The 20063-nt window shown below is 71.4% G+C and carries 12 protein-coding genes and 2 tRNA genes; 10 read left to right on the top strand and 4 right to left on the bottom strand.

The genetic code is table 11. The annotated features are described in order from the left end of the window. Window positions 1–112 precede the first annotated feature (112 nt). Both V7Z97_RS11255 and V7Z97_RS11250 read left to right on the top strand, forming a co-directional pair. Entirely contained in the window at window positions 113–3148 is a 3036-nt protein-coding gene (locus tag V7Z97_RS11255; protein WP_334163516.1) for a TonB-dependent receptor plug domain-containing protein, read from the top strand. 303 nt (window positions 3149–3451) lie between these two features. Then, entirely contained in the window at window positions 3452–6469 is a 3018-nt protein-coding gene (locus tag V7Z97_RS11250) for a TonB-dependent receptor plug domain-containing protein (protein WP_334163515.1), read from the top strand. Here V7Z97_RS11250 and V7Z97_RS11245 read toward each other — a convergent pair. Continuing rightward, window positions 6466–7527: a methyltransferase domain-containing protein gene (locus V7Z97_RS11245; protein ID WP_334163514.1), complete on the bottom strand. Its 1062-nt coding sequence runs from the start codon at window positions 7525–7527 to the stop codon at window positions 6466–6468. The two genes, V7Z97_RS11250 and V7Z97_RS11245, sit on opposite strands and share 4 nt — an antisense overlap. 136 nt (window positions 7528–7663) lie before the next feature. On the opposite strand from V7Z97_RS11245, the gene V7Z97_RS11240 reads away from it, so the two are divergent. From V7Z97_RS11240 to V7Z97_RS11230, 3 genes are read left to right on the top strand one after another with little or no spacing between them, the layout of a single operon-like run. Next, window positions 7664–9364, top strand: a complete 1701-nt coding sequence (locus V7Z97_RS11240; protein WP_334163513.1) for a sulfotransferase — start codon at window positions 7664–7666, stop codon at window positions 9362–9364. Beyond that, window positions 9361–11076: a tetratricopeptide repeat-containing sulfotransferase family protein gene (locus tag V7Z97_RS11235; protein WP_334163512.1), complete on the top strand. Its 1716-nt coding sequence runs from the start codon at window positions 9361–9363 to the stop codon at window positions 11074–11076. Before V7Z97_RS11240 ends, V7Z97_RS11235 begins: the two co-directional genes overlap by 4 nt. Next, entirely contained in the window at window positions 11073–12083 is a 1011-nt protein-coding gene (locus V7Z97_RS11230) for an aspartyl protease family protein (RefSeq protein ID WP_334163511.1), read from the top strand. Before V7Z97_RS11235 ends, V7Z97_RS11230 begins: the two co-directional genes overlap by 4 nt. A gap of 7 nt (window positions 12084–12090) precedes the next feature. On the opposite strand, the gene sppA is transcribed toward V7Z97_RS11230, so the two are convergent. Both sppA and V7Z97_RS11220 read right to left on the bottom strand, forming a co-directional pair. Further along, entirely contained in the window at window positions 12091–13863 is a 1773-nt protein-coding gene (sppA, locus tag V7Z97_RS11225) for a signal peptide peptidase SppA (protein WP_334163510.1), read from the bottom strand. 120 nt (window positions 13864–13983) lie between these two features. Then, window positions 13984–14060, bottom strand: a tRNA-Pro gene (locus V7Z97_RS11220). 129 nt (window positions 14061–14189) lie between these two features. On the opposite strand from V7Z97_RS11220, the gene V7Z97_RS11215 reads away from it, so the two are divergent. Continuing rightward, window positions 14190–14263 (top strand) — tRNA-Gln (locus tag V7Z97_RS11215). Between the two features lie 135 nt (window positions 14264–14398). Then, window positions 14399–14722: a hypothetical protein gene (locus V7Z97_RS11210; RefSeq protein WP_334163509.1), complete on the top strand. Its 324-nt coding sequence runs from the start codon at window positions 14399–14401 to the stop codon at window positions 14720–14722. Between the two features lie 155 nt (window positions 14723–14877). On the opposite strand, the gene V7Z97_RS11205 is transcribed toward V7Z97_RS11210, so the two are convergent. Further along, entirely contained in the window at window positions 14878–15093 is a 216-nt protein-coding gene (locus tag V7Z97_RS11205; RefSeq protein WP_334163508.1) for a hypothetical protein, read from the bottom strand. A gap of 248 nt (window positions 15094–15341) precedes the next feature. Here V7Z97_RS11205 and V7Z97_RS11200 point away from each other — a divergent pair, with 248 nt between their 5' ends. The 3 genes from V7Z97_RS11200 to V7Z97_RS11190 all read left to right on the top strand — a co-directional run. Continuing rightward, window positions 15342–16823, top strand: coding sequence for a hypothetical protein (locus tag V7Z97_RS11200; RefSeq protein WP_334163507.1), 1482 nt, complete (start codon window positions 15342–15344; stop codon window positions 16821–16823). 68 nt (window positions 16824–16891) lie between these two features. Next, window positions 16892–19489, top strand: coding sequence for a TonB-dependent receptor domain-containing protein (locus tag V7Z97_RS11195; protein ID WP_334163506.1), 2598 nt, complete (start codon window positions 16892–16894; stop codon window positions 19487–19489). 121 nt (window positions 19490–19610) lie between these two features. Next, a partial coding sequence (locus V7Z97_RS11190) for a type II secretion system protein N (protein WP_334163505.1) occupies window positions 19611–20063 on the top strand: 453 nt, incomplete at its 3' end.

The following is a 20063-nucleotide window of genomic DNA, read 5'->3' as shown; positions in this document are numbered from 1 at the left end:
ACGCCGTTATGGCCAGGGGGCGCCGGTGCGCGCGGCTTGACCCCCGAGCAGCGCCGTCAGCTACGTCCGCCCGACCGCGTTTCCAGGTCGGTTTCAAGCTTAGGCGTAGAATATGAAAGTGCGGCGGCAGTATCTGCTGACTTCGTCGATGTTGATCGGTGTTATGTCAGCTCTCTCGGCGACCCCTGTTCTTGCTCAGGACGTTGCGGTTGATGAAATCGTTGTTACGGGATCGCGGATCGCGCGGCCGAATCTTGACGCCCCCACCCCCGTTACGGTGATCGACGCCCGCACGATCGAGGCCACCGGCGCCGTGAACACCGGCGACGTGATCCGCACCCTGCCGGCCGCCGGCGTGTCGTCGATCACGCCCACCAACTCCGGCTTCCAGACCGCCGCCAACGGCATCACCACCGTCGACCTGCGCAACCTCGGCGAGGACCGCACCCTGGTGCTGGTCAACGGCCGCCGCTTCGTGGCCGGCCTCGTCGGCACCCAGGTGGTCGACTTCAACACCATTCCGACCGAGCTCGTGGAGCGCGTGGACGTGGTCACCGGCGGCGCCTCGGCGACCTACGGCTCCGACGCCCTGGCCGGCGTGGTGAACATCATCACCAAGAAGGACATCGACGGCCTGATCGTCACCGGCCAGTACGGCCTCTCCGAGCGCGGCGACGACGAGGAGATCAAGTTCTCGGTCACCGGCGGCAAGACCTTCCACGAGGGCCGCGGATCGTTCCTGGTCTCGGCGGGCTACCAGGAGCTCGGCTCCATCTGGGCCAAGGACCGCGCCGACCAGGGCCTCGCCCTCGACGCCGTTGACGACTACGACGGCGACCCCGCCAACTACGACCTGATCCGCAGCCAGACGACGGGCCTGTTCTCGTCCTACACGCCCGCGGGCGTGGTGGAGATCCCGCGCATCGGCGGCGGCTCCAACCTGCTGCGCGTCGTCACCCCGTCCGGCGTCCAGCCCTATTCCAACGCCGCCTTCGGCTACAACCGCCAGGCCCAGCGCCTGCTGCAGGTGCCGCTGGAGCAGGGCAACTTCGCCGGCTACCTGAACTACGAGTTCAACCCCTCGGCCCGGTTCTTCGCCGAACTCAACTACGTCAAGTCGAAGCTCAGCTCCCAGATCGAGCCGACCCCGCTCGGCTCCGACCAGGTCTACGGCGCCTTCGCCTTCTGCGAGGACGGGACCTGCGCCAACGGCGTGCCGATCACCTCGGCCATCGTCCCCGAGGCGCTGCGCGCCGCGGTCCGCACGGCCAACCCGGGCGTCGCCGACGACGACCTGGTGGTGGGCTTCCGCCGTCGCCTGACCGAGGTCGGTAACCGCGGCAACGAGATCGACCGCGACACCTTCCGCATCGTGACCGGCTTCGAGGGCGACCTCGGCGAGAACCACGCCTACGAGCTCTCCATCAACTACGGCCGCACCGAGGACAGCCAGGTGTCGTCGGGCGACATCGACGCCAACCGGTTCCGCCAGGCGCTCGACGCCGTCGTGGTGAACGGCCAGACCGTCTGCGCCGACCCGGCCGCCCGCGCCGCTGGCTGCGTGCCGCTCAACCCGTTCGGCGAAGGCTCGATCTCGGCGGAGGCCGCCGACTACGTCCGCGTGCCGACCTCCCGCGAGGCCTTCGTGGAGCAGCTCGTCGTGGGCGGCTTCCTGCGTGGCGACCTCTTCGAGCTGCCGGCCGGCCGGGTCGGCTACGCCGCGGGCGCCGAGTACCGCCGCGAACGGTCGCACGACGTCCCCGACCTGCTGACCCAGCTCGGCCAGACCTCGGGCAACGCCACCCCCGCCACCCGCGGCAAGTTCGACGTGGCCGAGGTCTACGGCGAGCTGCGCGTGCCGCTGCTGGCCGACCTGCCCTTCGTCCAGGCGCTCGATCTGAACCTGGCCGGCCGCTACTCCAACTACTCGACCGTGGGCGACACCAACGCCTACGCCGCGTCCCTGGAGTACCAGCCGGTCAACTGGCTGAAGTTCCGCACCCAGTTCGCCAAGGCGGTGCGCGCCCCGAACATCTCGGAACTCTACTCGCCGGCGTCGCAGGACTTCCCGGGCGTGAACGACCCCTGCGCCGGGGTCACCCGCACGGCCGGGGGGCAGGCGGCGTTCTTCAACACCCGCACCAACATCGGCGACCCCTCCGCCGTGCTGGCCAGCGGCGTGAACGCCTCGACGGTCGGTAACGCGGTGGCCTCGGCCTGCCTCGCCGACCCGGCGGTGGCGGCGCGCGTGGCGCGGGACGGCGGCTTCGCCCTGACCCAGATCGAGCAGCAGGGCGTCACCGGCTTCGACGGCGGCAACCCCGACCTGAAGCCGGAGGAGGGCGACAGCTTCACCGTCGGCTTCCTGCTGAACCCGCGCGGCCTGGGCCTGCTCGACAACCTCTCGCTGTCGGTCGACTACTACGTCATCAAGATCAAGGACCGGATCACCACGATCAGCGAGGACCGGCTGCTGACGGGCTGCTACGGCCCGGCCGGCTTCAATGCGGCCAACCCGTTCTGCTCGGCCGTCGGCCGCTTCGGCACGGGCCCGCAGGTCGGCGCGCTCGAGTTCGTCAACCAGGTCAGCGACAACTTCGCCGAGACGGACACCCGCGGGTGGGACGTGCAGGTGAGCTACCGCCAGAACCTCGACGACCTCGGCTTCCTCGACGGCCTCTACGGCGGCGAGAAGGGCGTGCTCACCGCGAGCCTGGCCTACGGCTACCTCGAGAAGCTGACCACCACGCCGTTCGAGGGCGCCGATCCCGCCGACCTGATCCGCGACGCGGGCACGGTGGGCGCGCCGACCAACGAGTGGACGCTGAACCTCATCTACCAGCGCGGCCCGGTGCAGATGTCCTGGACCACCCAGTACATCGACGAGGTGGTCGTCACGAAGGACGTCAACGACTTCTATTACAACGTCCCCCTCGAGGCGAAGGCGTTCCACAACGCCCAGGTCCGCTGGGACGTGACGGAGAAGGCGAACGTCTACCTGGGCGTCGACAACATCTTCGACGAGTACCAGTTCGTCGGCGGCACCTCGGGCCTGGTGCCCGCCCAGACCACCGGCTGGACGACCTACCCGGACATCTACGACGCCATCGGCCGCCGCTACTACGCGGGCGTGCGCGTCCGGTTCTAGGGACCAGGGGGCGGCGGCCCGCCGCCGCCCCCGATTCGCGGCAAGACCCGAGCGGCGGATTCCAGGCGCTCGGGTCTTGGCAGGTCGAAACGTGCTCGCTTGAGGGCAGGTGCGACAATCTGTGACCAGAATGCGACACGTCGGCGCCGTCTACGTTGCCGCACGTCGTTGTTCGTTGACCCCCACTTCGATCCGCCAGTAACTCCACCGTAACCGGGCGCGACTTCGTTCCCGGGACCGAACCTTGTTGGGGAGCGGGTCCGCCATTCGTTGCGAACGGTGGGCCGCTGGAGGATGTAGACCTTGAAAATCAAAACCATGCGGGAGCGCCTGCTGGCGTCTTCCATGATCTGCGGTGTGGCCGTGCTCGGCCTCTCCGCCACGCAGGCGGCGGCCCAGGAGGGTGAAGTCTCCGAGATCGTCGTGACCGGCACCCGGATCCCGTCTCCGAACCTGGAGAGCGTGAGCCCGGTCACCGCCATCGGCGCCGCCGAAATCAAGGCCCAGGGCATCACCCGGGTCGAGGACATGGTCAACAGCCTGCCGCAGGCCTTCGCGGCCCAGGGCGCGGCTCTCTCCAACGGCTCGACCGGCACCGCCACCGTCGACCTGCGCGGCCTCGGCGCCACGCGGACCATGGTGCTGATCGACGGCCGCCGGCTGATGCCCGGCACGCCGAACACCTCGGGCGGCGCGCTCGCGGCCGACCTGAACTTCATCCCCGCCGCCCTGATTGAACGGGTCGACATCCTGACCGGCGGCGCCTCGGCCGTGTACGGCGCCGACGCCGTGGCCGGCGTCGTCAACTTCATCATGCAGCGCAACTTCGAAGGCGTCCGCCTCGACGCGCAGTACGGCATCTACCAGCACAAGAACGACAACGACTACGTCCAGGGCATCGTCCGCGACGCCGCGGCCGGCTCGGCCACGCCGGAAGGCTACGCCCTGCCCGACGAGAACGTCTGGGACGGTGAATCCTCCGAAATCACCCTGACCGTCGGCGTGAACGCGCCCGACGGCCGCGGCAACGTGACCGCCTACGCCGGCTACCGCCACGTCGAGCCGATCCTGCAGGGCAACCGCGACTACTCGTCCTGCTCGCTGTTCTCGGGCGCGACCTTCGACGAGTTCGGCTGCGGCGGCTCCGGCACGGCCTATCCGGCCCGCGTCGGCAGCTTCGTGGTCGACGTGACCAACCCGGCGGGCAACACCTTCCGTCCGCTGGCTGGCTCGGGCACCGTCTACAACTACGGCCCGTCCAACTACTACCAGCGCCCCGACGACCGCTATGTGCTGGGCGCCTTCGCCAACTACGAAATCGCCGACTGGGCCGAAGCCTACATGGACGTGATGTACATGGACGACGTGTCCACGTACCAGATCGCCCCGGGCGGCATCTTCGCCGGTAACTTCAACATCAACTGCGCCAACCCGCTGCTCTCCGACCAGCAGCGCGCTCTGCTGACCGCCACGGCGGCCACGGGCGGCGGCACCTGCGCGTCCAACCCCGCCGGCACCTTCCGCGGCGTCGTGGCCCGCCGGAACATCGAAGGCGGCGGCCGTCAGGGCCGCACCGAGCACCAGCAGTACCGCTACGTTCTCGGCATGCGCGGCGACATCAGCGACAGCTGGTCGTATGACGCCTACCTGCAGTACGGCCGTGTGTCGTTCAACCAGGTGCAGACGGGCTTCTTCCGCACCACCGCCATCAACAGCGCCCTGAACGTTGTCACCGATCCGACGACCGGCCAGCCGGTCTGCGCCTCGGTGCTCGACGGCACCGACACCGCCTGCGTGCCCTACAACATCTTCCGGCTCGGCGGCGTCACCCAGGAAGCTCTCGACTACCTGGAGACCCCCAGCTACTCGACCGGCAACACCTACGAGCGGATCGCCAACATCACGGTCGGCGGCCTGCTCGGCGACTACGGCGTGAAGAGCCCGTGGGCGGAAGACGGCGTCGGCGTTTCGTTCGGCGCGGAATACCGCCGCGAGCAGCTGGACTCGGCGGCGGACTTCGTGTCGTCGGCCGGCCTGCTGAACGGCTCGGGCGGCGCCTCGCCGCCGGTCAACGGCAGCTACGACGTCTACGAGCTGTTCGGCGAAGCCCGGATCCCCCTGATCCAGGACATGCCGTTCGCCCGCTCGCTGACGCTGGAAACCGCCTACCGCTTCTCGGACTACTCGGAGAGCGGCACCACCCACACCTACAAGCTCGCGGGTGACTGGGAGCCGGTCGAGGACCTGCGGGTCCGCGCCAGCTACCAGCGCGCGGTCCGTGCGCCGCACGTGATCGAGCTGTTCAGCCCGCAGAACGTCGTACTCGACGGCTCGCAGGATCCCTGCGCCGGCCTGTCGGCGGGTGACGAACTGGTGGCCCGCTGCGCCCAGGCCTTCGGCCTGACCACGGCTCAGGTCCTGGCCATCGAGGAGAACCCGGCCAACCAGTACAACGGCCTGAACGGCGGCAACCCGAACCTGGAGCCGGAAACTTCCGACACCTATTCGCTGGGCGCCGTCTACCAGCCGTCGTTCATGCCGGGCCTGAACCTCTCGGTCGACTGGTTCGACATCAAGGTGGAGGACTACATCTCCGGCATCGGTGCTGACCTGATCATCAACCGCTGCCTCGAGTCCCTGGATCCGTTCTTCTGCGGCCTCGTGAACCGCGACGACTCGGGTTCGCTGTACCTCTCGCCGCAGGGCTACATCGTCAACACCAGCCTCAACACCGGTTCGCTCCGCACCAAGGGCGTCGATTTCAACGTGGGCTACCGCACGGATCTCGACACCTTCGGCATGGAGAACATGGGCGGGATCTCGTTCTCCTTCGTGGGGACCTGGCTCGACACCCTGGAAACCCAGCCGCTGCCGGGCGACCCCGCCTATGACTGCGTGGGCCTCTACGGCACGATCTGCGGTATCCCGAACCCGGAATGGCGCCACAAGGCCCGTCTGACCTGGAACACCCCGTTCGCCTACGGCGACTGGATCAACACCCTGGGTCTCTCGGTCCAATGGCGTCACTTCAACAAGGTGACCCTGGACGCGTTCGACGCCGATCCGGCGCTGGCCAACCCGGGCATCGCCTACGAGTCGGACCGTGTCCTGGCCGCGCGTGACTACTTCGACCTGACGGCGACGTGGACCATGCGCGACAGCGTCAACTTCCGTCTCGGCGTGAACAACGTCTTCGACAAGTCGCCGCCGCTGACGGGTTCGTCGAACTGCCCGACCGGGCCCTGCAACGGGAACACCTGGCCGCAAGTGTACGACGCGTTCGGCCGCTACGTGTTCGTGGGCCTGACCGCCGACTTCTAGTCGTCGACGGGTCCGCAAGGACTGAAGGGCGGTGGGGTGACCCACCGCCCTTTTTCTTTGTCCGTCGATCGGGTGTCCGCCCGCGGCGGGCGGGGCGGGTCTTCTGAGGCCCGCTGCAGCAGGAACCGCCAGCCGATCAGGGCGCCGTTGGCGTCGCGCGCTTCCGCCCGCTCGACGGCGGTGAGCCCGGCCCGGCCGGCGCGGTGCAGGAAGGCGTCGGCGCCCGCGACGTCCAGGGCGGCGGCGAGCTGATTGCGCCGGCGCTGGCGCCAGGCGGCGTTGCCGGCCTCCACCTCGTCCAGACGCCGGAGCACGCTGGCGGGCTCATAGGCCCCCGCCCGCTGCGAGAGATCGGCCAGGTAGTGCACCATGTAGCGCGCGAACTCGGCTTCCGGGGTGCCCGGCAGGCGGGCGGAGGCCCGGCTCACCGCCTCGCGCAGCGCCGCGTGCGCCGCCTGGACCACCTCGGGCCTGCGCCGCTCCAGGATCGCGGCGAACAGCCGCCGCGCCCGGCGCAGCGCCTCGCCGCCGCCCATGGTCGCGTCGAAGGCGTCGAGCTGGCCGGCCGCCGACGCGCCGATCGCGCTATCGGCGTGGTGCGCCAGGATCAGCGCCTGCCCCCCCGGCCGCAGGACCCGCGCCAGTTCCGCCAGCGCGGCCTTCGGCTCGGCGTATTCGATGCCGTACTGCGACGTGGCCGCGTCGAAGGCGGCCGCCGGGAACGGCAGCTTCTCCAGCGCGACCCCGCCCATCAGCACCGGGCCCTCTCCGGACGGCGGCGGGAGGTCGGCGTAGTCGACCCCGACCACCTCCGCGCGGCGCCCGTCCGCCCGGGCCGTGTCCCAGGCCAGCCGCGCCACCTGGCCGCCGCCGGTCGCCAGGTCGAGCACCCGCGCGCCGTCCGGCAGGGTGCGGAAGAAGGCCGGCCACAGGTCGCCGAGATCGAGGGGCGCGGGGCCGTTCGGGCCCTCCACGCTCAGCACGTCGGCGCGGCCGCTGCGCCAGTACTCGCTCCAGTGCCAGCCGGGCCGCTTTTCTGATCCCGGCGCGCGGGCCATGTCCTGCTCCCTCGTCCAGGCGTTCCGCCCGTCTGCCCGGCTGAGGTAGAGCAACCCGCCCCTGCCGCCAAGCCGCCCCTCGGGTGGCGGGGGCGCCCCGCCTGGGCTACCTTGCCGGCGAGTTCAGGAGGCGGCGTTGAGCGGCGTTTGGAAGGTCGGACAGATCAAGGTCAAGGTGGGCGGGCTGGGCATGCCCCAGGTGGCGCCCTCCCAGGCGCAGGTGGAGCGTGACCGCGCCGACCTGCGGGCCATCCAGGAGGCCGCCCAGCAGCGCGACTTCGACCGCGCCTCGACCCTTGCCGAAGCCGCCCACAAGCGCGGCCTCGAGCACCCCATGGTGCTCAATCTCCTGGCCCTGAAGCTCGAGCGGGAGGAGCGCTTCGACGAGGCGCTCGCCATCCTGGAGCGGGCCTGCGAACTGGCCCCCGACGACTTCGCCGCCCGCAATGCGCTGGGCCTCTGCCTGCACCGGCTGGAGCGCTACGGCGAGGCCCTCGCCCAGTTCGACCGGGCCTTGGCCGCCCAGCCCGACTTCGCCGGCGCCCACTGCGCCCGCGGCGCCGCGCTGGAGGCCCTGGGGCGGCTGGTGGAGGCCGAGGCCGCCCACCGCCGGGCGCTGGAGCTGCAGCCGGAGAACCTCGGCGCCGTCGCCGGCCTCGCCAACCTGCTCAGCCGCAGGGGCGCCCACGCCGAGGCCCGGCCGCTGGCCGAGCGGGTCCTGGCCGCGCAGCCCAACTACCCGGACGCGGTGATGGTGCTGGCCTCCGCCGACCTCGCCGACGGCCGCACCGCCGAGGCCCGCGCGCGGCTGGACGCCCTGATCGCCGAGCCGCGCCTGACCCCGCAGCAGCGGGCGCTGGCCCAGGGCCTGCTGGGCGACGTGCTCGACGCCGAGGGCCGCCCGGCCGAGGCCTACGAAGCCTACGCGGCCTGCAACATGGGCCTCTGGCGGGCCTATGCCGCCGCGTTCCAGGAGGGGCCGGGCGCGCTGGAGTTTGTCCGTGAGATGGCCGAGGCGCTCGATTTCGCGGGGCCGGAGACCTGGCCGCGCTCGCCGGCCGGCGCCGCGCCGGGCGTGAAGGCCCACGTCTTCCTGCTGGGCTTCCCCCGCTCCGGCACCACCCTTCTCGAACAGGTGCTGGCCAGTCACCCCGAGGTGGAGGCTCTCGAGGAGCGCGAGACCCTCGCCGACGCCATGCGCGCCTTCATGTCCGCGCCCGGCGACGTGGCCAACCTCGCCACCGCCGGCGAGGCCGAGCTCGCCGAACTGCGCGCCGCCTACTGGGAGCGCGTGCGGGCCGAGGGCGCCGATCCCTCGGGCAAGGTGTTCGTCGACAAGCACCCGCTCAACACCTTCAAGCTGCCGCTGATCGCCCGCCTGTTCCCCGACGCCGTCGTGCTGCTGGCCCGCCGCGACCCGCGCGACGTGGTGCTGGCCGCCTGGCGACGCCGCTTCGCCATGAGCGGCTCGGCCTACCAGCTCCTCACCCTGCCGGGGACCGCCGGCTACTACGACGCGGCCATGCGGCTCGCCGAGCGCTTCGCCCCGGTGCTGGGCGACCGCCTGCACGTGGTCCGCCACGAATCCCTGATCGCCGACTTCGACCGGGTCGTGGGCGAGGTCTGCGCCGCCGTCGGCCTGCCGTTCACCGAGGCCATGCGCGGTTTCGCCGACCGCACCAGGGACCGCGGCATCGCCACGCCGACCGGCGCCCAGCTGGCCGGCGGGCTGTCGGCCGAGGGCGTCGGCTCCTGGCGGCGCTACCGCGAGCAGCTCGCGCCCGTGCTGCCCACGCTGACGCCCTGGGTGGAGCGGTTCGGCTACGAGCCGCAATGAGCGAGACGCGGGACGCCGGACCGGCCGACGCCGCCGGCTGGGCGGCGCTTGGCGACCGCCTGCGGCTGGCGGGGGATCTCGCCGGCGCCGACCGGGCCTACGCCCGCCAGCTCCGCGCCGGGGTCGCCGATCCCGAGCTCGTCGAGGCGGCCGACGCCCTGCACGACAACCGGCTGGCCGACGCGCAGCGGCTGGTGGGCGGCGTCCTGCAGCGGCGCCCCGCCGACGCCGCGGCCGTCCGCATCCTGGCCGAGGTGGCGGCGCGGATCGGCCGGCTGCCCGACGCCGAGCGCCTGCTCCGCCGCTGCCTGGAGCTCTCGCCGCGGTTCCCCGGCGCCCGCTACGCCCTGGCGCTGGTCCTGCACCGCCAGAACCGGCCCCAGGAGACCCTGCGCGAGGCCGAGGCCCTTCTGCGCGAGGCGCCGGCCCACCCGATCTACCGCCATCTGAAGGCCGCCGCCCTCGTCCGGGTCGGCGACTACGACAGGGCGGCCGCGACCTACGCCGCCGTCCTCGCCGACCATCCCGACCAGCCGCTGAGCTGGATGAGCTACGGGCACGTCCTGCGGATTCTCGGCCGGCAGCCGGACGCCGTCGCCGCCTACCGCCGCGGGGTGGAGCTGCAGCCCGGCCTGGGCGAGGCCTGGTGGAGCCTGGCCAACCTGAAGACCGTCCGCTTCGACGAGGCCGAGGTGGCGGTGATGGAGGCCGAGCTGGCCAGGTCTGACCTCGACGAGGACGACCGGTTCCACCTCTGCTTCGCGCTCGGCAAGGCGCACGAGGACGCCGGCCGCTACGGCCCCGCGTTCGCCCGCTACCAGGAGGGCAATGCGCTGCGCCGCGCCCGCCTGGGCTACGACGCCGCCGAGACCACCCAGCACATGCGGCGCTGCAAGGCGCTGATGAGCGCCGGCTTCTTCGCCGCGCGGGAAGGGCAGGGTTGCGCCGCGCCGGACCCTATCTTCATCGTCGGCCTGCCGCGGGCCGGCTCGACCCTGATCGAGCAGATTCTCTCCAGTCACTCCCAGGTGGAGGGGACCCAGGAGCTGCCGGACCTGCCGGCGCTCGCCTTGCGGCTCGGCGGCCGCGCGCGCCGCGCCTCGGAGAGCGCCTATCCCGACGTCCTGGCCGCGCTTTCCGCCGCCGAGCTCGCCGCCCTGGGCGAGGAGTACCTCGGCCGCGCGAAGGTCCATCGCAAGCTCGGCCGGCCGTTCTTCATCGACAAGAACCCGACCAACTGGGCGCATGTGGGTCTCATCCAGCTCGCCCTGCCGAACGCCAGGATCATCGACGCCCGGCGCCATCCGCTGGGCTGCGGCTTCTCGGCCTTCAAGCAGCACTTCGCCGAGGGGCAGGAGTTCAGCTATTCGCTCGCCGACATCGGCCGGTACTACGCCGACTATGTGGAGCTGATGGCGCACTTCGACGCCGTCCTGCCCGGACGCGTCCACCGGGTGATCTACGAGGAGATGGTCGTCAATCCGGAGGCCCAGGTCCGGGCCCTGCTCGACCACTGCGGCCTCCCGTTCGAGGCGGCCTGCCTGCGCTTCTACGAGAACGACCGGGCCGTGCGCACCGCGTCGTCGGAGCAGGTGCGCCAGCCGATCTACACCGGGGCCGCCGAGCACTGGCGGCATTTCGAGCCCTGGCTGGAGCCGCTGAAGGCGGCGCTCGGCCCGGTGCTGGAGACCTATCCGCAGGCGCCGCGATGACGGCCGACTGGACCCGCCGCGGCCTCGCCGCCGCGCTCGCGCCCGGCCTGCTGGCCGCCTGCGCCACCACGCCTGGCGAGCGGCCGCTCGTCTCGGTGAACCTGCTGGACGCCGAACCGCCGCCGCAGCCGCCCACCGACGCCGCCCTCCTGGAGACCGCTTTCGACGAGGCGCGACGGATGACCGTGCCGGTCTATATCGACCGCCAGGGCCCCTATCCCTTCGTGATCGACACCGGCGCCAACCGCACCGTCGTCTCGCGCGAGCTTGCGCGGGACTGCGGCCTTGCGCCGGCCGGGACGGCCGCCGTCCACGGCATCGCCGGCGTCGAGCCGGCGGACCTGGCCCAGGTCCGCCGCCTGCGCGTCGGCTCCGTTCAGTCCAGCGGCCTGACCCTGCCGGTCCTGCCGCGCACGCGGCTGGGCGCCGACGGCCTGCTGGGCGTGGACGTGTTCCGCGGCCGCCGCGTGCGCATGGACTTCGGCCAGAACCGCTTCGAGATCAGCCCCTCCGGCGGCGGGGCCGAGATCGGCCGCCGCACCGACAGCCGCATCCGCGCCGCGAACGAGCCGGTGCGCGTGCCCGCCCAGTACCGCTTCGGCCAGCTCGTCATCCTCGACGCCGAGGTCGGCGACGTGAAGGTCAGCGCCTTCATCGATTCCGGCTCCCAGGTCACCGTCGGCAACCGCGCCCTTCGCGACGCGGCCGTGCGGCTGCGGCCCGAGTTCGGCGTGCGGCTCGCGCCCGTGCCCCTGATCAGCGCCACCGGCCAGACCGCGCGCGGCGAGTTCGCCACCCTGCCGACCGTGCGCCTGGGCGGCCTCGCCATCCACCAGGTGCTGGGCGTCTTCGCCGACCTGCACATCTTCGACCTGTGGAAGCTCTCCGACCGCCCCGCCATCCTGGTGGGCGTCGACGTGCTGCGTCACTTCCAGGACGTCACCCTCGACTTCGGCCGCAAGCACGTGACCTTCACGCCCCGCCCGCCGGGCCGGCGCCCGCGCTAGGAGAGCCCTAGGGGAGGGGCATGGGCGCGAGCACCGTGGCGCCCTGCTCGCGCAGGCGGGCCTGGGCAAGCTCGTCCAGGATCCGCTCGGCGCGCGGGTCGCCGAACACCCAGGCCGCCGCCGCCAGGGTGCGCGCCGAACTCGCCTGCACGCCCAGCATCCGCTCCAGCGCCTGGAACGGCGAGGCCGACGGCCCGATGCGGCGCAGGTGCGGCTCGCCCTCGATCTTCGCCAGGACCTTGGCGCGGTCCACCGCCTGGTAGAAGCCGCCCAGCTCGTCCACCAGGCCCAGCCGCAGCGCCTGCGCCCCCGTCCAGACGCGCCCGCGGGCGATCTCGCGCACCCGTTCCGGCGGCAGCTTGCGCCCCGCCGAGACCCGGGTGACGAAGGTCTCGTAGATCCGGTCCATCCAGCGTGAGAAGGCGGCCCGCTCTTCCGGGGTGAACTCCTGACCCAGGCCGAAGGCCCCGGCGTAGGTGCTGCCCACCTCCAGCTGGCGCATGTCGACGCCGTAGCGGGCCAGCGCTGGGCCGACCGCGAACTTGCCGCCGAACACCCCGATCGAGCCGGTCAGGGTGGTGGGCTCGGCGACGATGTGGGAGGCCTCCGAGGCCACCCAGTAGCCGCCCGACGCCGCATAGGTGCCCATGGAGACCACCACCGGCTTGCCCGCCGCCTTGGCCGCGCGGATCGCCGATAGGATCTGCTCCGAGGCGGTGTCCGAACCGCCCGGCGAGTTCACCCGGAAGACGATGGCCTTCACGTCCTTGGCGCGGATCGCGGCGTGGAAGGCGTCGGCGACGTCGTCGGAATAGATGGTCGAGCCGCCGGCGAACGGATTGGCCGTCCCGTCGCGGCCGGTGACGATCGGGCCCTCGCCCTCGATCACGGCGATGGTCGGGCCCGCCCGCCGGCGGTCGCGCCGGCCGTGGGCGTAGTCCTCGAATTCCACCAGCTCGGCGTCCTCGCCGGCCCGCCTCAGCAGGGAGAGCTGCGCTTCGCGCACATGGCCCAGCCGGTCGATCAGCCGCTCGCGCAGGGCCTCCTCGGCGAGGTAGGGGCCGGCCTCCAGCCGGGTGCGCAGGACGTCCGCGTCGAGCTTGCGGTCGGCCGCCACGGCCGCCAGTCCCGACTGGTAGACCGAGGTCATCCAGGAGAGCTGAGCCTCGCGGTGGGCCGGCGTGTAGTCGTCCTGGAGGAAGCCGTTGACGGCGTTCTTGTATTCCTGCCGCTGCTCGAAATTGGGCTTCACCTCGTAGCGGTCGAAGAACCGCTTCAGGAACAGGTCCTCGCTGGCGATCCCCGTCACCTGGAACGAGGCGCCGGGCTGCATCCACAGCTCGTCGGCGGAGGCCCCCACCATGTAGGTCGCGGTGATCACGCCGGCCGGATAGAGACCCTGGCTGTGGGCGATCACCGGCTTGCCGGACGCGCGGAACTGCTTGATCGCCAGCCGGATCTCGTCGGCCATGCCGGGCTCCAGCCCGTCCTCGGGCAGGCGCACCAGCACGCCCTTGATCCGGTCGTCCGAGGCGGCGCGGCGCAGGCCCTCGACGATCGCCATCACCGACTGGCTGCGGCGGCCGATGCCGGCGAAGGGGTTCTGCGGCGACTGGTCGGTGAGCGGATCGCGCAGGTCCAGCTCCAGCACCGTGCGCTGCGGCACGGGCGCGGGCCCCGCCGCCCCGGCGGCCATCGAGATCAGCACGATGGGCACGCCGATCAGGAAGATCATCAGGCCGGCGAACACGCCGGCCGCGGTGATCAGGAACTGCTTCATGGACCGCGATCGAACCTCGGGCGCGGCCGCGGGGAGGCGGCCGTGCGACGGCCTGTCGCATACAATCCCGCACGCGGGAAGGGCCGCGATTTCAGGATGTTGGGATGACGCGGGAAGAGATGGTCGGAGTGGCAGGATTCGAACCTGCGACCCCCGCGTCCCGAACGCGGTGCTCTACCAGACTGAGCCACACTCCGACTTGGGAGGGCGCCTTATAGGGGAGTGTTTTCGCCCCCGCAAGCGGCCCTGAGGGGCGTTGCATCGACAGGGCGACTGCGCTATCTCACCGCCTCTCGCGAGGGGAGCCCCCTCTGCGCCGTTCCTGCTGGGGAATGGTGTAATGGTAACACTGCGGTTTTTGGTACCGTCATTCTAGGTTCGAGTCCTAGTTCCCCAGCCACTTCCCTTTTCCAGGAGATGAGACGCCCGCGAGCCCGCCGCCGGGTCCGCGCGATCGCGACTTCCGGTCCCACCGGACGTCGCCGGGGGCGGATTGGGCTCGACGGGAGGTGCGCCTTCGCCTAACCCGCGCGCCATGAAGCCGTTCCTGGACCTCGTCGGCGCCTCGGGCGCCGCCTACCGCTTCCGCCTCCTGCCCGACGGGCAGGCCCACGTCCCCATCGCCGGCAACTATGTGGTGGTCCGGCCGCGGGGGGAGGGGGTGAAGGTGGTCGCCGTCGCCGCGACGGAGGACCTCTCCCGCGCCGCCGGCGAGCAGCCGGCGGAGATCCGCCGCGGCGCCAGCCTCTACACCCGCCTGAACGTGGCCCGCGCGACCCGCGAGGCGGAGCACGCCGACCTCGCGGCCCGCTACGCCCCGGCCCCGGCCGAATCCGCCACGCCGGCCGGCGAGGGCTGACCGCCCGCTGCGCTGTCAGCAACTGTTCGCGCGCCTGTAGCGGCGCCGTCACGGCCGGCCGCTAGAACGGCCGCGCCCTGATCTCGCGTTTCAGAGGTCTGTACCCCGCGCCTTGGAGGATTCGGGCCCCCGTCCGGGTCCTCCCTTCTTTGCGCTCAGGCCGCGGCGGCGGGCGCGAAGGTGAGGCGGCCCACCGGCTGTCCGGAGAGGTCAAACACCGCCACCTCGGCGGGCTCGCCCCGGGCCGCGAGGTCGGCGGCCAGGGCCCGAGCCTGGCGCTCGGCCTGGGCGCCGGTCCTGAAGTAGACGGCCCCCGCGCCCGCGTGCAGGGCCCAGGCGCCGTCGGTGCGCCGTACAACGATCTGCCGCATGTCACCCACTCCGCAGCTGTGGGCGGGGCTCTACACAACCTTCGCGACAGGCCCGTGTCGGTTCGGACTCGCCCGCGTGACCCCGCCGGCCAGACGGGCAAGCTCTGCAACACAGCTGTCACGCTTCTGTCGGGTCGTTGTCATGGCTCGTCCCTAGAACCCGGCCAAGGGCAGGCGGGGCGCCCGGCACGGGCCGGGGACGGAACTCTCGCGTGCGCCGTCGATGAGCCACGGTGGGAGAACCTTCGATGACCCGCGTCACCCAGCTGAAAACCCTTCTTCTCGCCTCGCTGAGCGCGGTCGCCCTGGCGTCCTGCGGCGGCGGCGGCGCGGACAATGTCGCCTCCCCGGGCGAAGGCGCCTTCCCGCCGACCAGCGGGGGCGGGACGGGCGGCGGCACGACCGAGCCGCCTCCGGGCCAGGCGGCGGCGGACTGCCCCACCGGCTTCGCCAATGTCGGCACCGTGGCCAACGGTACGCTGCGCGCCTGCCAGCTGCCCCAGACCATCACCGGCAACCTGGTGGTGCCGCTGCGCGCCGGCACGGTCTACGCCATCAGCGGCCGGGTCGACGTCGGCCAGGACCGCGGCGCGGATCCAAACGCCCCGATCGCCGGCGCCCAGGCGGGCATCCTGACCATCGAGCCGGGCGTGCGCCTCTACGGGTCGGGCGGCCTCGACTACATCAACGTCCAGCGCGGCTCGCAGATCTTCGCCGAGGGCACGCCCACCAACCCGATCATCTTCACCAGCCGTTCCAACCTCGACGGCAATTCCGGCGCCGACCTGATCGGCCAGTGGGGCGGCATCGTCATCGCCGGCCGCGCGCCGATCGCCAGCTGCCCGTCCGGCGCCACCCCGCCGAACATCAACTGCGTGGCCACCTTCGAAGGCGGCGTCTCGCTCTATGGCGGCAACAGCCCGACCGACAACTCCGGCCGCATCCGCTACGTCCAGGTCCGCTACCCGGGCTTCGAGATCCAGCCGAACCGCGAGTTGAACGGCATCAGCTTCCTGGGCGTCGGCTCCGGCACGGTGGTCGACCACGTGCAGGTGCACAACAGCTCGGACGACGGCATGGAGTTCTTCGGCGGCACGGTGCAGCTGAAGCACATCGTCATCACCGGCGCCGACGACGACAGCATCGACACCGACGAAGGCTGGCGCGGCGGCATCCAGTTCCTGATCGCCCGCCAGCGGGCCAACGGCGGCGACCGGGTGTTCGAGCAGAGCTCGGCCGGCGTCCAGGCCTCGCTGAACTCGCGCCCGACCATCGCCAACTACACCGCCATCGGCTCGGGCCGCACCGGGGCCGGCGACATCCAGGTGCTGAACACCGGCACCGGCGGCCGCTTCGTCAACGGCGTCCACGTCTCGGCCAATACCGCCACGGCCTGCGTCGACGTGGACACCGCCTCCACCGTGGCCGCCGCGCCGCGCTGGGACTCGGTGGTGCTGTCCTGCGCCATCAACTTCCGCAACGACTCCGACGTGAACGGCGCGGAGACGGCGGCCCTGTTCGGCGCAGGCACGAACAACAACGCCAGCTTCACCAACACGCTCGCGGGCGGCTTCGTGAACGGCGCCAACGAGAACGCGGTTACCGCCTTCAACGCCGCGACGCTCGGCGCCTTCTACACGACGACGACCTACATCGGCGCCGTGCGCGACGCGAGCGACACCTGGTGGCAGGGCTGGACCTGCGGCCTGGCCAGCGGCTCGAGCTGCTGATCCCGCGGGGCGGGGCCCGTCGGGCTCCGCCCTTCCCGCACGCCGGCGACATCTTGAAAGCGACCCCCATGATCAAGCTCATCCGCCCGCTCAGCGGGCTGCTCCTGTGCACGACCGCGCTGATGGCGCCGGGCCTCGTCCACGCCCAGCAGTCGGGCGCGGCGGACACGGAGGTCGAGGAGATCGTCGTGCGCGGCAAATACATCCCGGAAGTGATGCGGGAGACCTCCGAGGTCACCTCCATCGTCACGCCCGAGGACCTGGTCCGGCAGGGCGACGACACCGCGGCCCAGGCGCTCACCCGCCTGGCCGGCCTCTCCGTCGTGAGCGGCCGCTTCGTCTACGTCCGCGGCCTGGGCGAGCGCTATTCCTCGGCGCTGCTGAACGGCTCGCCCCTGCCCAGCCCGGAGCCGCTGCAGCGGGTCGTGCCGCTGGACCTCTTCCCGTCCAACGTCCTGGCTGGCGTGAACGTCCAGAAGAGCTATTCGGTGAACTACCCCGGGGAGTTCGGTGGCGGCCTCATCGACCTCCGCACCATCGACGTGCCGGAGGAAGCCTTCCTGGCCATGGGCGTCAGCCTGGGCATGAACGACGAGACCTCGCTCAAGCAGGGCTTCACCTACTACGGCGGCGACTCCGACTGGCTGGGCGTCGACGACGGCACGCGCGAGCTGCCGGCGCTGATCCGCCAGGGCATCGAGACCGGCAAGCGGATCGATTCCGCCAACTTCTCGTCCGACCAGCTCACCGCCATGGGGCGGAGCTTCCAGAACGCCAACATCAATCTCCTGCAGTCGACCAACGACGTGCCGATCAACGGCAGCTTCGACATCTCGGGCGGCGAATCCTGGACCTTCGACTGGGGGAACATCGGCTTCGTCGCGGTCGGCGGCTACGACTCCAGCTGGTCCACCCGGCGCGCCGTGCAGCAGGAGGGCGTGGTCAGCCTCGAGGGCCTGGCCGTGCTCGAGGACCTGCGGTCCAACTCCACCCAGAACGACATCGTCATCAACGGCCTGGCGAGCGTCGCCCTGGAGCTCGACAACCACACCTTCAAGTGGACCAACTTCTACGTCCGCAACGTCACCAAGGAGGCCCGTTCGGTCGAGGGCGAGAGCTCGCGGGCGTCCAACTACATCCGCGACGACTCCACCGCCTGGTACCAGCGCGAGCTGATCGACACCCAGCTCACCGGCCAGCACCGCTTCGGCGACCTGGAGATCGACTGGCGCGGCTCCTACGCCCGCACCGAGCGCGACGTGCCCTACGAGCGCCAGGTGCGCTACCGCCGGGTGGACGACGTCTACCTGCACAACCCGCAGTCCGACGCCAACTTCATCCGCTTCAGCGAGCTGGAGGACAAGGCGACCGGCTTCGGCGTCGACCTCCGCTACCGGCTGGAGAACCCGCTGATCGCCGACTTCACCGTCTCCGGCGGCTACGCCTGGTACGACAACGAGCGGTTCGCCGACAGCCGGGTATTCCGCTTCACCATGAACTCCACGCCCTCCATCGCCTTCCAGATGCAGCGGGTGGACTTCCTCTATTCGGACTTCAACATCGGCCCCAACGGCCTGATCCTGCGCGAGGTCACCGGCTCCGAGGGCGCGGCCGCCTACGAGGCGGCGCTGAAGACCAGCGCCTTCTACCTGCAGGGCGAGGGCGAGATCCTGCCGGCCGTGCGCGCCACCTTCGGGGCCCGCTACGAAAGCGGCGAGCAGACCGTCCAGGCGATCGACCTGTTCAATCCGGCCGCGGCCCTGACCGGCAACCGGATCGAGAACGACTACCTGCTGCCGGCCGGCACGGTCACCTGGAACTTCGCCGAGGACCAGCAGCTCCGCTTCGGCGCGTCGAAGACCATCGCCCGCCCGCAGTTCCGCGAGCAGGCGCCGCAGCTCTACCTCGACCCGGAGTCGGACCGCACCTTCATCGGCAACCCGTTCCTGGTGGACTCCGAGCTGATCAACCTCGACGCCCGCTACGAGCACTACTTCGACCGCGGCCAGTTCGCGACGCTGGGCGTCTTCTACAAGGACATCGACAAGTCCATCGAGTCGGTGGTCAACGAGTCCGGCTCCGGCCTGCAGCAGACCTTCCTGAACGCGCCGCGCGCGGTGCTCTACGGGGCCGAGGCCGAGTTCAAGAAGTTCTTCGAGCCCGGGTTCGACCTCGGCTGGATGAGCGGCGTCCGCTTCCTGGTGGCGGCCAACTACACCTACACCAAGGCCGAGGTGAAGGTGGACGAAGGCGACCTGGTCTTCCCGATCACCAACAACGGCATGCCCGCGCCGGCCGCCAACTTCGTCATCGACGGCAGCCGCCTGCAGGGCCAGTCCGAGCACCTCGCCAACGTCCAGCTCGGCCTGGAGAGCGCCGACGGCGCCACCCAGGCGACCCTGCTCGCCAACTACGCCAGCGAACGGACCACGGCCCGCGGCCAGTCGGGCGCGCCGGACTTCGTGCAGGACCCGGGCGTCCTCTTGGACTTCACCTTCCGGCAGAAGTTCAGCGTCCGGGCCCAGCAGTTCACCTTCGGCCTGGAGGCCCGCAACCTGTTGGGCGAGGAGTTCGACGAGAGCCAGTCGCGCGGCGGCGACGTCATCAAGCTCAACAACTACGAACTCGGCCGCAGCGTCTCCGTCAGCCTGTCGACGCGGTTCTGAGGCCGGGCCGCCGACTGTCACGGGAGCTTCATCCAAGCTTCACGGGAACGTCGGCGTCGTCCGCCAAGAGTCCGCCGTCCCGCCCTGATCGGCGGCTACGGGGGATAGGTTGAAGCTCCAGTTGAAAGCCCTGGGCGCGCCGCCGCCGCGGACCCTGCTCGCAGGGCTCGAGGCCGCCCTCGCCGTGGCGCTGGCGACCCAGGCCGCGCGGCTCGCCTGGGCGCTCGTCACCCCGCTGGGCCCGTTCGGCTCCGCCGCGATGGCCCAGGCCCCGGTGCGGCCCCCGGCCGACCTCTCCATCCTCGCCGGCTTCGACCCCTTCTTCCGCGTCTCCGGCGCGGCGGCCTCGCCGGACGGCGCCGGCGGCGAGGGCGGGGCCCCGGTGCTGCACGGCGTGCGCGCCGCGCCCGGCGGCCGCGGCTCGGCCATCCTCTCCATCGGCGGGACCCAGCGCTCCGTGGCGGTGGGGGAGGAGGTGGAGCCGGACGTCGTGCTCGCCGCCGTCGCCGCCGACCACGTGATCCTTTCCCGCGACGGCGCGCGGCGTCGCCTCGGCTTCCCCACGCCCCATCCC

Source organism: Phenylobacterium sp. (assembly GCF_036821595.1).
Lineage (GTDB): Bacteria > Pseudomonadota > Alphaproteobacteria > Caulobacterales > Caulobacteraceae > Phenylobacterium.
This window is presented reverse-complemented; position numbering and strand designations above follow the sequence as displayed.